Origin of the sequence: Pseudomonas sp. CBS (genome assembly GCF_024734645.1) — a bacterium.
Taxonomy (GTDB): Bacteria; Pseudomonadota; Gammaproteobacteria; order Pseudomonadales; family Pseudomonadaceae; genus Aquipseudomonas.
The window spans coordinates 7,107,206-7,120,582 of record NZ_CP102929.1 but is presented as its reverse complement, the minus strand read 5'-3'; the positions used below and the strand labels follow the sequence as shown (position 1 = coordinate 7,120,582).

General features: G+C 59.1%; 12 protein-coding genes and 1 pseudogene. 6 read left to right on the top strand and 7 right to left on the bottom strand.

Going from position 1 to position 13,377, the window contains the following annotated elements:
* Position 1: 1 nt before the first annotated feature.
* From tssG to tssA, 6 genes and pseudogenes are all read right to left on the bottom strand, one after another.
* Positions 2 to 1,009, bottom strand: coding sequence for a type VI secretion system baseplate subunit TssG (gene tssG, locus NVB75_RS32545; RefSeq protein WP_258345100.1), 1,008 nt, complete (start codon positions 1,007 to 1,009; stop codon positions 2 to 4).
* A complete protein-coding gene (gene tssF / locus NVB75_RS32540; protein WP_258345098.1) occupies positions 973 to 2,748 on the bottom strand; it encodes a type VI secretion system baseplate subunit TssF in 1,776 nt (591 codons plus the stop codon). Before tssF ends, tssG begins: the two co-directional genes overlap by 37 nt.
* Complete coding sequence (gene tssE / locus NVB75_RS32535) at positions 2,738 to 3,163, bottom strand: type VI secretion system baseplate subunit TssE (protein WP_258345097.1); 426 nt, start codon at positions 3,161 to 3,163, stop codon at positions 2,738 to 2,740. Before tssE ends, tssF begins: the two co-directional genes overlap by 11 nt.
* Positions 3,160 to 4,635: a type VI secretion system contractile sheath large subunit gene (gene tssC, locus NVB75_RS32530; RefSeq protein WP_258345096.1), complete on the bottom strand. Its 1,476-nt coding sequence runs from the start codon at positions 4,633 to 4,635 to the stop codon at positions 3,160 to 3,162. The genes tssE and tssC overlap by 4 nt, the downstream gene beginning before the upstream one ends.
* Positions 4,632 to 5,160 (bottom strand): annotated as a pseudogene (gene tssB / locus NVB75_RS32525) (type VI secretion system contractile sheath small subunit). The gene tssC and the pseudogene tssB overlap by 4 nt, the downstream one beginning before the upstream one ends.
* 32 nt (positions 5,161 to 5,192) lie before the next feature.
* Entirely contained in the window at positions 5,193 to 6,746 is a 1,554-nt protein-coding gene (tssA, locus tag NVB75_RS32520) for a type VI secretion system protein TssA (RefSeq protein ID WP_258345094.1), read from the bottom strand.
* A 476-nt stretch (positions 6,747 to 7,222) separates the two neighbouring features.
* Between tssA and NVB75_RS32515 the strand changes: the two genes are divergently transcribed.
* Positions 7,223 to 7,738 carry an Hcp family type VI secretion system effector gene (locus tag NVB75_RS32515; RefSeq protein ID WP_063029245.1) on the top strand — a complete coding sequence of 172 codons (516 nt, stop codon included), beginning with the start codon at positions 7,223 to 7,225 and terminating at the stop codon, positions 7,736 to 7,738.
* Positions 7,739 to 7,793: 55 nt separating this feature from the next.
* Here NVB75_RS32515 and NVB75_RS32510 read toward each other — a convergent pair whose 3' ends face one another.
* Entirely contained in the window at positions 7,794 to 8,615 is an 822-nt protein-coding gene (locus NVB75_RS32510) for an aldo/keto reductase (protein ID WP_258345090.1), read from the bottom strand.
* 108 nt (positions 8,616 to 8,723) lie between these two features.
* Between NVB75_RS32510 and NVB75_RS32505 the strand changes: the two genes are divergently transcribed.
* The 5 genes from NVB75_RS32505 (at position 8,724) to NVB75_RS32485 (ending at position 13,307) form a co-directional block, all read left to right on the top strand.
* The gene (locus NVB75_RS32505) at positions 8,724 to 9,218 is read left to right on the top strand and encodes a DUF1543 domain-containing protein (RefSeq protein WP_258345089.1); all 495 of its coding nucleotides are present in this window, start codon (positions 8,724 to 8,726) and stop codon (positions 9,216 to 9,218) included.
* 104 nt (positions 9,219 to 9,322) lie between these two features.
* Positions 9,323 to 10,423 (top strand): polyamine ABC transporter substrate-binding protein, encoded by a 1,101-nt coding sequence (locus NVB75_RS32500; protein WP_258345087.1) that lies wholly within the window; start codon positions 9,323 to 9,325, stop codon positions 10,421 to 10,423.
* A 25-nt stretch (positions 10,424 to 10,448) separates the two neighbouring features.
* Positions 10,449 to 11,867, top strand: a complete 1,419-nt coding sequence (locus NVB75_RS32495) for an aminotransferase (protein ID WP_258345085.1) — start codon at positions 10,449 to 10,451, stop codon at positions 11,865 to 11,867.
* Positions 11,868 to 11,923: 56 nt separating this feature from the next.
* Positions 11,924 to 12,784 carry a response regulator transcription factor gene (locus NVB75_RS32490; RefSeq protein WP_258345083.1) on the top strand — a complete coding sequence of 287 codons (861 nt, stop codon included), beginning with the start codon at positions 11,924 to 11,926 and terminating at the stop codon, positions 12,782 to 12,784.
* A 241-nt stretch (positions 12,785 to 13,025) separates the two neighbouring features.
* Positions 13,026 to 13,307, top strand: coding sequence for a peptidylprolyl isomerase (locus NVB75_RS32485; protein ID WP_003208024.1), 282 nt, complete (start codon positions 13,026 to 13,028; stop codon positions 13,305 to 13,307).
* Positions 13,308 to 13,377 lie beyond the last annotated feature (70 nt).

Genomic DNA, 13,377 nt, shown 5'->3' with positions numbered 1-13,377 from the left:
CCTAATGAGTTTTACTGGCCAAGGTGACCACGCCGTCGGCTCGCTCATGCCCCAGCCAACTGGTCCAGCCCAAGCGGCAGACATTGCACTCACCAATGTGCAACGGCCGAACCTCTCCCTCTTCCAACACCAATCGCACGTCGTACGCCAAGGGGTCTCTGACGGCGAAACGCACCAGTGCGCACAACGGCTCATAACCCGCTCCGGTGGGCAAAAAATCATGAAACCGCTCCCAGCCAAGTGCCAGCACATGGACCCTGAACATCCCGCTGCGGTCGAAAACTCGGTCCCCCAGCACCAGGTCAGAACCCAGCGTGCTATAGCTGCGACCCAGGTCATTACGCTGCTCCTGGTCAATCACCACCGTGCGCTTGACCCATTGCTCGATGACCAGCCGACTGTGCTTGAAGTAATAACGCAGCACGGTCTCGATCAGTGCGGCGGAGTGCGCACGCAGACTGAGCAGTCCCAGGTAGGGCAACAGACGCTTCCAGTTCAGTTGGGCGCTGCTGCGAATCGCGCTGCCACCCAGGCCTACCAACGCGAACATCTGCTCGGAAAATGGATCGCAGGCGCCCGCTTGAAAGCTCGCCTGATAACGGTATTTCCGCCAGATCGGCACTATCAACCGGTGCAGGCGATGGTGAAAAACATCCAGGAAATCACGCGTTGAATTACCGCCTGCCACTTCGGCAAAGGCTTGCTCGCCATAGAACGCCGGCAGCGGTGATCCCGTACCAAACAGCCCCAGCACATTGAGACGAAGACGTGCCCGCAACTGGCCGTGCTCGATAAAAAACTCCACCCGGTCAATGTCGTTGCCGGGAAACCCAAAGCCTGGATTGGCCTGGTACTCCAACTGGTCGTGCAGCGCCTCCTCGTCAAGGGAGGGGTGCGCTTCGCGCAAACGCTCGATGATCTGCGCGACCGCCTGAAACACCGAGTACTCGCGAATCACACGGGACAGCGCGGTTAAAGCAGGGGCTGCTGGCCCATCCGGGGTGGCCATAGATACACGTCTCCTTGTGTGCTGATGACTCGCAGTTCGTGGTACGAGTTGAGGCTGGCGTAAAGCGCGAAAAACTCATTGAGCACCGAAGCAAAGACAAACACGTCGCCCTCCCCCAGGTAGCCTTCAGGATTGATGGTGAGATCAACCCGCAAGCCGCGAAATGGTAGGCCTTGGTGCAATCGGTCCACCGGCTGGTGACTGATCGACTGGAGTGCGCCCAGCCTTCTCCGGCTGACCTTCTCCACCTGGCGGTCGTGATAACGCGGCAGGTCGTAGGTTTCGAGGATCACTCTCAAGGCGTTGATATCGGTCAATGACAAATAGTTGAGCGACATATTGCTGATCAGTCGCCACAGGAAGTCGCTGTCCAGAGGGGGCGCAAAACAGGGTGTTGCCGCTGTGAGGTTGCGAAACGAAAGAAACTCGGGCGTCTGCTCGCAGGCCTGGTTGATATCTCCCACCTGCAGCAGGCGTGGCAGGTTGTGGTTGGTGCAGGTCAGCTCGACCGACAGGGTTTCCTGATCATGCCCCTGGCGTTGATCGAAGCTCAGCCAGGTGTCCATTCCGGTATGTTGCAGTGACGGTCGCAGGCGAACGCCATAACTGGGCGACCCGCTGCCAAGATCATGTTCAAACGACTCGAACGGAACATATTCCTGGTAACCCAGGCCACCCGGCCGCCATCCAGTGACTTTGTCGACGGAAAATATGCCGCAGTTACCCCGGGTGTATTCGCCCGGCAACAGCAGGTATTCGTCCTGCCTGCCGTCCAGGCGTATTGGCACGCTATCGTGCTTGAACAGATTGACGATGGGCGTGCAATACAACTTCACGTTGTCCAGGGTCGGGGTCAGTCGCTCAAGGCAGCGACCACGCATGTTGAAGCGCAGCGCCAGGCCATGTACCTGCTTGAGCAGGTCAAAGGGCAACCCGTTGAGCACGTCGAGACCACCCACATCGACAAACAGGTATTTTTCGGGAAAGGCGAAATACTCCTGCAAATGGCGATAGCCGCGAAAGGTATTCAACGGATAAGGAATCAGTGCCTCTTCCTCGGAAAAGCCCACTGGACTGATCTCGCTACTGGACAGACGCAATGAGACAGCCAAGCCGTCAGCGCCGATAACCGGCTGCCCATTCCCGCCCAAAGGCAGTAACTCGAACCCGTCCAAGTGACGCAAAAGGCCAAGGTAGAGCGCCTGGCTGACGGGTTGCTCTCCCGCAAAATGCAGACGCAGGCAGCCCAGCGCCAACTCACTGAAGTTGCCCTCGGCCGTCATTTCCAGACGCAGGCACAGCAAAGCATCCTCGCCCTGTGCCGAGTACTCCAAGGCGACCAGTTGCAGTGGTAAAACCGGTGTCGGGTAACAGGTACGAAAACGGCAACGTTCACCGTTGATCGCAATGCTTTCCACCGGTGTATCCCGCTCGACCCTGATGGCAGGCCCGGATCGCTTGAGCGGGTCAAACTGCAGCATGCTGAACGCCGGCAGCGGTCGCATGTAGTTGGGCCACAGCAAATGCATCAACGAGTGACTCAACTCCGGCAGTTGGTCATCGAGCTTCTGACGCAAGCGCCCGGTGAGGAACGCAAAACCCTCCAGCAACCGTTCCACATCCGGGTCATTGCCGGCGGCCCCAAGAAACGGTGCGAGTGCCGGGTTACGCTCACAGAAGCGCCGTCCCAACTGCCGCAACGCACTCAGCTCGCCCTGGTAATAGCGGTTAAACGACATCCGGTTTGACCTCAACCTGTACCCCGGGAGCCAGGCTTGCGCAGAAGGCGACCGTTTGCGTCTGGCCATCGACCTCCATTGCACCCTCGATGGAAAACGCCAGGGCCAACGGGTCACGGTCCTGAGGTATCGCCCTGACACATACATCCTTCAGACGTGGTTCATAGGCCTGGATGGAGCGCTCAATCAGGAAACGGGCCTGGCTCAACGCGTCATGCAGACTGAGCCGCATGTCATTCAGATCAGGCAACCCGTAGTCGGGTAGCGTCTGTACGCTGCCCACACGGGTGCTGAGCATTTTCGCCAGATGGTTCGCCACGGACTCCACGATGCAGCCCTGCGGGCTGCGTCCCACGCCGGAATCCAGACGTTCGAAAAGGCTGCGGTTTGGTGTAATCACGTGGCTGCGACTCATTCTTTATCGAGCTTGCCGACGAGAGACAGTGTGAAGTCCGCTCCCATGTACTTGAAGTGCGGGCGAACGCTCAGGTTGACGCGATACCAGCCGGGCTCCCCGTCGACGTCGCTGACCACGATGCGTGCTGCACGGAGCGGGCGTCGTCCACGCACTTCGGCGCTGGGGTTATCCTGATCGGCAATGTATTGGCGAATCCACTTGTTGAGTTCCAGTTCGAGGTCGGTGCGCTCCTTCGACGATCCCAGCTGTTCGCGCTGCAGCACCTTGAGGTAGTGAGCCAGACGATTGACGATCATCATGTAGGGCAACTGAGTGCCGAGACGGTAGTTCAGCTCCGCGACCTTGCCTTCGGCGCTGATGCCAAAGGACTTGGGTTTCTGCACCGAGCTGGCGGAAAAGAACGCTGCATTGTCGCTGCCCTTGCGCATGGTCAAGGCGATGAAGCCCTCTTGCGCCAGCTCGTATTCCCGCCGGTCGGACACCAGCACCTCGGTGGGAATCTTGGTTTCGATCTCGCCCATGCTGTGAAAGTGATGCAGCGGTAAGTCCTCCACCGCGCCACCGCTTTGCGGGCCGATAATGTTCGGGCACCAGCGAAACCGGGCGAAGCTGTCCGTCAAGCGGGTGGCAAAGGCATACGCCGTGTTGCCCCACAGATAGTGCTCGTGGCTGTTGGCTACATTTTCCTGGTAGGCGAAGGTCTTGACCGGACAATCAATGGGATCGTAAGGCGTACGCAGCAGAAAACGCGGCACGGTGAGACCGATGTATCGGGCATCTTCGCTCTGGCGAAAGCTCTGCCATTTGGCAAACTGCGGCCCTTCGAAGTGGTCTTTCAGGTCCTTGAGGTCAGGTAGGCCGGTGAAGCTCTCAAGGCCAAAGAAACCTGGGCCAGCCGCCGCGATAAAGGGTGCATGGGCCATGCAGGCCACATTGGAAACGTACTGCATCAACCTGACGTCGGGCGCACTGGGGGAAAGGAAATAATTGGCGATGACTGCGCCGACGGGCTGACCGCCGAACTGACCGTATTCGGCACTGTAAATATGCTTGTAGAGCCCGGACTGGGTAACCTCCGGCGAGTCCTCGAAGTCATCCAGCAGGTCCTGGCGAGAGACGCTCAGCAGTTCGATCTTGATGTTTTCACGAAAATCGGTTCGATCAACCAGCAACTGCAGGCCGCGCCATGATGACTCCAATGACTGGAAATCGGGATGGTGGAGGATTTCATCCATTTGCTGGCTGAGTCTTGCGTCAATCTGCGCAATCATCCGGTCAACCAGGCGCTTCTTGACCGGCTCGCCCCTGTTCTGCGGTTTGATCAGTTCCTCGATAAATGCCGAGACCCCGCGCTTTGCGATGCCATAGGCCTCGTCGTCGGCGCTGAGACGGGTCTGGGCAATGATGTTGTCGAGAATGCTGCATTCATCCATTGCGCGAGCATGCAACGGGCTTTGGCTGGTAGTCATAGTGTCAGTGTCCTTTTACTGAGGGAGTCATGCGGCGGAGCTGCCCAGCCCCAATTCAGCCAATACCCGGGTGCGGGACTCGTCATCGGCCAGCGCATTTTCAATCGCCTTTCGAAAGCTTGGCGTGTTGCCCAGCGGGCCCTTGAGCGCCACGAGTGCATCACGCAGCTCCATGAGTTTTTTCAGCTCGGGTATTTGCTCAACCAGGTGCGCAGGGTTGAAGTCCTTCATCGAATTGATCCTGACCTGGATCGCCAGCTCATCAAGCTCGGCAGAGTCCTGGAGCCGATTGGAGACGCTCAAGGTCAAGCTCAAGGCTTGCTTGGCCAACACCTCGTCAAAGGTGTTCTTGTCGACCCCGACGGGCTTGCGGTCTTCGAGTTGGCGCGGGTCTTCACGCTGGGTGAAGTCGCCAAGTACCAGCAGTTTCAACGGCAGCTCCAGCTCTTCCTGCGCAGTGCCAACGGCGGGTTTGAACGTGATATTGATGCGTTCCTTGGGGGCTACCGAACCTTCTTTCGCCATGGTGTTTCTCCTTTTTCATGTGGCTCGAAAGCCTATTCAAGTACCGCTTCAAGATCGAAGTGGCACAGCCTGCGATGGACATCTTCCTTGCGCTCACGCACAGAAGGGCTTTGCGGCAACACGTCACAACAGCCATGCAGGAGTTGCAGCACCTCAACCGCCAATTCAGGCTCCCAGCGCTGCAAGCCTGACTGGTGCAGCTCGTGGTCCAGGTGGTCAAGCTGGACTTTGGCAAGGTCATGCTTGCCCGCCAGCACAGACAACCTGGCGAGGCCCAGCCGCCAATGAAATCGGGCACGCTCACCTGTGGCGGTCTGCATGCCTTGCTTGAGAGATTGAACGGCCGCCTTGAATCCGTCCTTGCGCAGCACGGGCACGACGTCGTGCAACGCTTTGTCCCAAGGCGCAGCCTGGGCATCAAGTACCGACCGGGCTGGCACCGGACTTTGCAAATGGCGGACAACCTGAGTGTTGATCCAGCCCCGGGTAACGGAGTCAGCGAATGGCGTTCCATCGTGAAAGCGCAACTGCACGAGCCCAGGCAAACGCTGGAGCAACAAGGCGAAATGCACTTCCAGCTCGGTCATGGCCAAATCGGCCTGAAGTGTCTGCAGGCACTCCCATACCCTGTACAAGCCGTCAAACCAGAAAGGTGCGCAGGCCAGGCTGGCCTCAAGTTCCAACAACAGGTCGGCGTGTTGCCCTTGGGCAAAGCGCTCCTGGTAGCGCTTGAGCTTGTCCGGCGCCGGGCCCCGCAAAGGCGTGACCTGTTCGTTGTCACAGTCCGGGAGGCTGGTGATCGTCAGCCAGGTCAACGTTCGGTTCAGACGCAGCGCGCGCAGATCAGTGGCATTCTGGCGCTGCCACCAGGCAGACAAAGGCCGGGCATTCTCCTGCAGCGCACGCAGCAGCTTATGGGCGTCCTTTTCGTTATCCACCACAGGCTCGGGGGCCAGCTGTTGAGTCGCCACCGGCCTGGCCTGGTCGCTTACCCCTGCGATACCGCTTGGCGGGGAGTCACTCACGGTGGCCTGCTGCAACCCGTCCGAGAGCCGCCTGCGAATCGGCAGTAACGATGGCGCCTCGTCGCCGAAATACTGGGTCAATAGTTCATCCAGCCGGGTCAGGTGTTCGAGCATGCAGTGGAACAGGGAGCGCTGCTCCTTGAACGGAAGATGTTGCCCAAGCACCTGCTCGAGGCGCGGGACCAGCCAGCCAAATGCGGCACTGCGGGTACGCAGTTTGCCCGGGTACACGACCGCCCAATGATGCTCACAGAGATAGCGCAGCAATCCGAGGCCTGCGAGCAATCCGGGAAAGGACTCACGCTGATGCAATGCCCAGGTCAGCCAGACAGCAACCCGCAAGTCCTTGGACTGGTGGCGTAACAGAGCCTCGCCTTTTTCCACGACCCATTGCCAGTCAGGCTGGCTGTTACCGTGCATGGAATGTGCCTTGCCCAGTTCGGTTTCAAGTGCCTCATATTCAGTGGAGAAACGCATATCGGCGCCCGCATAACTCACTGTCGAGTTGGGCGCCTGCGCAAGTTTCAGGTAATAATCGGAAAGCCTGTCTGAATAAACCATTATTGGCTGCACTTTACTTCCTGGACATGTTCAGCTAACTAACGGCAATTTAAGCAAACGTTAGAACACTGTTTTAAGTTCATCTCCCCGGCGGGAAGAGCACGAACCTTATCCATGCAAAAAGCTTTGTTCAAGCCACGAAACGGCGGTTAAGGAATTTCCTACAAAAATAAAAAATTCGCCGATGCGCAACAATTTGCACAATCAGAACAACACGCACACTTATGTTTAATGTAGACCCTGCGGATAAGCTACCTATCAGCACCCTGCAACTAACTGCACACCTCTGCGCAAACAAATACAAATAACTTCAGTTCCACACCGGCATCACCGCTTAAAAAACAAACCAATAAAACCTTAACTCCCCGATTTCATTAGCTCTTGAACTTTCCGGCACGCTTCTTGATATCGAGCATTACCCAGCCGGCAAATCAGCCGACTGGGGCGACCTCATTTATCAGGCAAGGAAACCAGTTATGCCAACACCCGCGTATCTCTCCATCACCGGCACCAAGCAAGGCTTGATTACGGCAGGCACATTCACCCAGGACTCGGTCGGCAACATCTATCAGGAGGGCCACGAAAACCAGATTCTGGTGCAGGGGTTCCAGCATCAGGTGATCATTCCCCGTGACCCACAATCCGGCCAGCCCACCGGCCAGCGCGTGCACAAGCCCCTGATGATCAGCAAGGTATTCGATAAGTCTTCGCCACTGCTGTTCAACGCATTGACCTCTGGGGAAATGGTCAAGTGCCGCCTTGAGTGGTACCGCACCTCTTCAGTCGGCACCCAGGAGCACTACTTCACCATCGAGCTGGAGGACGCGATTCTGGTGGACATCCAGTCACGGATGCCCAACTGCCAGGACCCGAACAATTCGCACTTCACACACCTGGAGGATGTGTATTTCGCATACCGGAAAATCCTCTGGACCCATAAGGTATGCGGCACCTCAGGCCATGATGACTGGCGCAACCCGGTAGCCGGCTAAACACCCACCGAAAGAGAAACGGCAAAGCCATGGACGGCGCCGTTTCTGTCGGCTGCTAGACCATCGCCAGCGGATGCTTGCGCTTCGGCGCACCAAACACCCGGTCAATCGCGTCCAGGTCGTGCTCATCCAGCACCAGCTTTGCCGCCGCCGCATTGAGCCGCACATGCTCGGGCGTCACGGCTTTGGGAATGGCGATCACACCGTCCTGGCGCAAGACCCAGGCCAGGGAAACCTGGGCGGGTGTGACTTCGTGTCGACGGGCAATTTGCTTGAGGGTCGGGCTGGCCAACAGCTCGCCACCCTGGGCGATGGGACAGTAGGCCATCAATGGCAAATTATGTTGCTGCCACCACGGCAGCAGGTCGAATTCGATACCGCGCTCTTCAATGTTGTAGAGCACCTGATTGGTGGCACAGACCGGGGACGCCAGTTCCTGCAGGTCGGCCACATCAAAGTTGGACACGCCCCAACGACCGATCTTGCCCGCCTCACGCAAGCGTTCGAAGGCTTCCACGGTTTCTTCAAGGGGGTATTGCCCACGCCAATGCAGCAGATACAGGTCGATGTAGTCGGTGCCCAGGCGCTGGAGGCTGGCCTCACATGCCTGTGGAACACCTTTACGGCTGGCATTGTGCGGGTACACCTTGCTGACCAGGAACACCTGGTCGCGTTTGCCGCGAATCGCTTCGCCGACGACTTCTTCGGCGCCGCCTTCGCCATACATTTCAGCGGTATCGATCAGGGTCATGCCCTCATCAATGCCCAGTTGCAACGCCGCCACTTCGGCGCTGCGTTGACCGGGGTTTTCGCCCATGCGCCAGGTCCCCTGGCCGATGACAGGGACGGGAACGCCGGCCAGATCAATGGTGCGCATCACAACCTCCTGATGAATTCGCGAATTAACAGTGTGGCACCGACTGGACAAAAGGGTTCAATCGAAGGATGGTGGCCCTTTCCATCCCAGCCATAGAAAGGGCGCGCAATGCTGTTTGTGGTCATGCTTGGGGGCAAGCACCCCCGGGCGAAAATCGAAGTGCATGATGTGGTATTCGCCGTGGCCGACACCCTGGAAGCCGCCTACCCGCAACTGCGCGAGGGCTGGTTTGGCAGCCAGAAAGGTGTGCATATCGATTCCTGGATGACGGTGGACGGCGTCGACGGCTGGAAAGTCCACCTTAGCCACCTGGCACCTAACGCCGGTGCGCCGCGCCTTTACTTCATCAACCTGGGCGGTTATGAATCGAACATCTTTGGCGAAGCCCACCACTACCTGCTGGTGGTTGCGCACACGGCCAGGGAAGCCGCGGCCCAAGGCAAACGGCAGATGCTCACCCACTGGACCCAACCCCATACCGACGGCGTGCTGGATATCGACGACTGCCTGCCCATCGACCTGGTAGACGGACGCTATATCCACCTGGAACAGGGCGTTCACCGCCCGGTCGTCACGCGAAACGACTACATCGTACTGCCCTGACCGCCTCCTACCCGAACGGGGTATGGCGCCCCACCCGCCACCTGCCTGAAAGTGCAATCAGCCCCTCGGCCTGACAACACGCACAATTTCAAGGTGGGTCCGCCATGCATAAAGCTGTTATCGCCCTGTTCAGCGCTGTCTTGCTTGCATCAACGCCCGTCAGCCAGGCCGCTGACGACCCGGGCAACACCTTGCGCATCTACAACTGGGCCGATTACATCGGGGAACACACCCTCGCCGACTTCGAGAAAGCCACCGGCATCAAGGTGATCTACGACACCTACGACTCCTACGAAACCGTGCAGGGCAAGCTGCTCTCCGGGCGCTCGGGTTATGACCTGGTGGTGCTCAACGCGTCCCTGGTGCCTCTGCTGATCAAGGCCAGGGCCTTCCAGCCCCTCAACAAAACGCTGTTGCCCGACTGGAACAACCTTGACCCTCAGGTGCTGAAAAGCCTGGAAACCCATGATCCGGGCGTGAGCTATTCGGCGCCCTACACCTGGGGCAGCAACGGCGTGACCTACAACATCGACAAGATCAAGGAACGCATGCCGGATGCGCCTATCGGCTCCCTGGCGATGATCTTCGATCCCAAGATCGTTTCGCGCTTCGCCGACTGTGGCATCACCTTCATGGACTCCCCCACCGACATGATCCCGCTGGCCCTGACCTACCTCGGTCTGGACCCCAACAGCGTGGCGCCCAAAGACCTCAAGGCCGCCCAGGATGTACTGATGGCGGTACGGCCGTACATCCGCAAATTCGACTCCAGCGGCTTTATCAACGGCCTGGCCAACGGCGAGCTGTGCATGGCCGCGACCTGGTCCGGCGACTACGCCACGTCCCAGGCCCGGGCCGCGGAAGCCGGGGCCAAGGTCAACCTGGGTTACTTCATCCCCAAGGAAGGCTCGCTGATCTGGTTCGATAACTTCTATATCCCGGCCGACGCCCCGCACGTGGCGAATGCCCACAAGTTCATCGAGTTCCTCCTGCAACCCGAGGTTATCGCCGGCGTCAGCAACACCATTCACTACGCCAACAGCAACCTGGCGTCCAAGCCCTTTGTAAATGCGGACATACGCGACAACCCGGCCATCTACCCGGACGCGGCGACGATGCAGCGCTTGTTCACCCAGAAAAGCCAGTCCCAAGCCGCCGTGCGCCTGATCACCCGTACCTGGAACGCCGTGAAGACCGGCAAGTGAAACCCAGCCATTGAAGGTAAATGCCATGACCCTGCCAAATCCTGCTTTTTTCGCCCAGTTCGATCACGAGCAACTGGACGCCGCCGACAAGGCCCATTACATGCACGGTTTTCATATGTTTGACGAACACCGTGAACAAGGCTCACTGAATATCGCGGCGGGTGATGGCGCCTACATCTACGACACCGCCGGCAACCGTTACCTGGATGCCGTCGGCGGCATGTGGTGCACGAATATCGGCCTGGGCCGCGAGGAAATGGCCGACGCCATCGCCAACCAGGTGCGACAGTTGGCCTACTCCAACCCGTTCTGCGACATGGCCAACGTCACCGCCATCGAACTGTGCGCCAAGCTCGCCAGCCTGGCCCCCGGCGACCTCGACCATGTGTTCCTGACCACCGGCGGTTCCACGGCCGTCGATACCGCCTATCGTCTGGTGCAGTTCTATCAGAACAGTCGCGGCAAGCATGAGAAGAAACACATCATCTCGCGCTTCAGTGCGTACCACGGCTCGACGTTCCTGACGATGTCCATCGGCAACAAGGCCGCCGACCGTGCGCCGGAATTCGACTTCATGAGCGACCTGTTCCACCACATCTCCTGCCCCAACTACTACCGGGCGCCAGAAGGCATGAGCGAGGCGCAGTTCCTCGATTTCCTGGTGGATGAGTTCGAAGACAAGATCCTGACCATCGGCGCCGACAAGGTGGCCGCGTTCTTTGCCGAACCGATCATGGGCTCGGGCGGCGTGATCATTCCTCCAAAGGGTTATCACCGGCGCATGTGGGAAATCTGCCAACGCTACGACCTGCTGTATGTGGCGGATGAAGTGGTGACGTCCTTCGGCCGGCTGGGAAAATTCTTCGCCTCCCAGGAGGTGTTCGACATGCAGCCGGACATCATCACCACCGCCAAAGGCCTGACGTCCGGTTACCTGCCGTTGGGCGCCTGTATTTTCTCGGACCGCATCTGGCAAGTGATCGGCGAGCCGGGCAAAGGCCGCTGCTTTACCCATGGTTTCACCTACAGCGGTCATCCGGTGAGTTGCGTGGCGGCACTGAAGAACATCGAGATCATCGAGCGGGAAAACCTGCTGGCCCATGTCGAAGACGTCGGCGTGTACCTCGAACAGCGCCTGCAAACCCTGGCCAGCCTGCCGCTGGTGGGCGACGTACGCTGCCAGCGCTTGATGGCCTGCATCGAATTTGTCGCCGACAAACACACCAAGGCGCTGCTACCGGACGCGGTAAACATCGGCGAGAAGATCCACCTGCGGGCCCAGGCCAGAGGCTTACTGGTGCGGCCCATCGGCCACCTGAACGTGATGTCGCCGCCGCTGATCATCACCCATGCCCAGGTGGATCAAGTGGTGGAGATCCTGCGCCAGTGCATCCTCGACACCGCCGAAGAGCTGCGCCAAAGCGGCGAGTATCAGGGCCGATGAGCCTGGGCGCCTCGGTGCTTTTGCCGGGGCCCTGGCCGGCGGGTAGACTGGCCGGCATGAACCAGCATGCCGATCACTGCCCTGCCCCGTCCTTCCAGGTGCTTGACGCCTGGAATGGTGCGTTGGCCCACGCCTTCGCCAGCGTCGACGAAGCGTCATTCCTTGAACACCTGGCCTGCGCCCTCAGTGCACTGACCCCTATCGAATCGATGATGATCAGCCTGGAGCGCCAGGGCCAGGCGCCGCACTTGCTCTACCAGCAAGGCATCCCCCGGCCGCACTATGAAGAAATCATCAACCGCTACTTTTCCCGGGGCTACCTGCTGGACCCGTTCTGCCTCGCGGTAGACAAGGGCCTGGCCGAAGGTTTCTACCACCTGGCGCAAATCGCCCCGGACGATTTCTTCAACAGCGAGTACTACAAGACCTACTACCTGCGCAGCGGCGGCGCCCAGGAGAGCTATTACATCGTCGACCTGTGCCCCAACAGCAAGATTTCCCTGTGCATGTTCCAGGGGCTGAGTGCCGGCCAGTTCAGCGACGAACAACTGGCACTGCAACGAACCGCCCAACCCATCGTGCGTGAACTGCTGCGACGCTTCGGCACCACAGGCGGGCTGTGCAAGGTGATCAGTGATGAGGCCTTCACCCAGACCCAGGTGCATCAGCAGATAGAAGCGGCGTTCATGCATTTTGGCAGCGGTGTATTGACCGTGCGCGAACGGGAGATCGCCCACCTGATATTGCGCGGGCACTCGGTGAAATCCACCGCCCAAGTGCTGGGCATCTCCCCAGAAACCGTGCGCATGCACCGCAAGCATTTGTATACCAAGCTTGAAATCAACTCCCAGGCGGAGCTGTTTGCACTGTTTATCGATTGGCTGACCCACAGCGGCGTAATGGCCCGCCACACCTGACCCACCACCACCACCACCACCCCGTAGCAGCTGTCGAGCCCCAGCGAGGCTGCGTCGGGAGCGACCCGATCTCGTGCCTGGCGCAACAGCGGTGGCGCGGCTGACGCAGCCTCGCTGGCGCTCGACAGCTGCTACGGGGGGCGGCGCTCGTGAAGCGTCGGTTCATTCTTGGGGAACTTTGCCAGGAAATAACCACCTGAATCCGGTACGCTCACCGTTTTTACCCAAGGAGTTATCCCTCATGGCCAAAGCCACCGCCCGTCACATCCTGGTTGCCACCGAAGACAAGTGCAACGAACTGAAAGCACAGATCGAAGGCGGCGCTGATTTCGCCGAAGTTGCCAAAGCCAACTCGTCCTGCCCGTCCAGCCGTCAAGGCGGCGACTTGGGTTCGTTCGGCCCGGGCCAGATGGTTAAAGAATTCGACACCGTCGTCTTCAGCGCCCCGGTCAACACCGTGCAAGGCCCAGTGAAAACCCAGTTCGGTTATCACCTGCTGGAAGTGACCAGCCGTCAGGACTGATCCAGTCCGCACCTATGTTTAAAACAGCGGCCCGCCTTTTGGTGGGCCGTTGTGCATCTGTGACAGTGTG

Bases quoted from the DNA above. Each gene is read 5' to 3' on its own strand.
- tssG (WP_258345100.1), bottom strand. From the start codon at position 1,009: ATGGCCACCCCGGATGGGCCAGCAGCCCCTGCTTTAACCGCGCTGTCC.
- tssF (WP_258345098.1), bottom strand. From the start codon at position 2,748: ATGTCGTTTAACCGCTATTACCAGGGCGAGCTGAGTGCGTTGCGGCAG.
- tssE (WP_258345097.1), bottom strand. From the start codon at position 3,163: ATGAGTCGCAGCCACGTGATTACACCAAACCGCAGCCTTTTCGAACGT.
- tssC (WP_258345096.1), bottom strand. From the start codon at position 4,635: ATGACTACCAGCCAAAGCCCGTTGCATGCTCGCGCAATGGATGAATGC.
- tssA (WP_258345094.1), bottom strand. From the start codon at position 6,746: ATGGTTTATTCAGACAGGCTTTCCGATTATTACCTGAAACTTGCGCAG.
- NVB75_RS32515 (WP_063029245.1), top strand. From the start codon at position 7,223: ATGCCAACACCCGCGTATCTCTCCATCACCGGCACCAAGCAAGGCTTG.
- NVB75_RS32510 (WP_258345090.1), bottom strand. From the start codon at position 8,615: ATGCGCACCATTGATCTGGCCGGCGTTCCCGTCCCTGTCATCGGCCAG.
- NVB75_RS32505 (WP_258345089.1), top strand. From the start codon at position 8,724: ATGCTGTTTGTGGTCATGCTTGGGGGCAAGCACCCCCGGGCGAAAATC.
- NVB75_RS32500 (WP_258345087.1), top strand. From the start codon at position 9,323: ATGCATAAAGCTGTTATCGCCCTGTTCAGCGCTGTCTTGCTTGCATCA.
- NVB75_RS32495 (WP_258345085.1), top strand. From the start codon at position 10,449: ATGACCCTGCCAAATCCTGCTTTTTTCGCCCAGTTCGATCACGAGCAA.
- NVB75_RS32490 (WP_258345083.1), top strand. From the start codon at position 11,924: ATGAACCAGCATGCCGATCACTGCCCTGCCCCGTCCTTCCAGGTGCTT.
- NVB75_RS32485 (WP_003208024.1), top strand. From the start codon at position 13,026: ATGGCCAAAGCCACCGCCCGTCACATCCTGGTTGCCACCGAAGACAAG.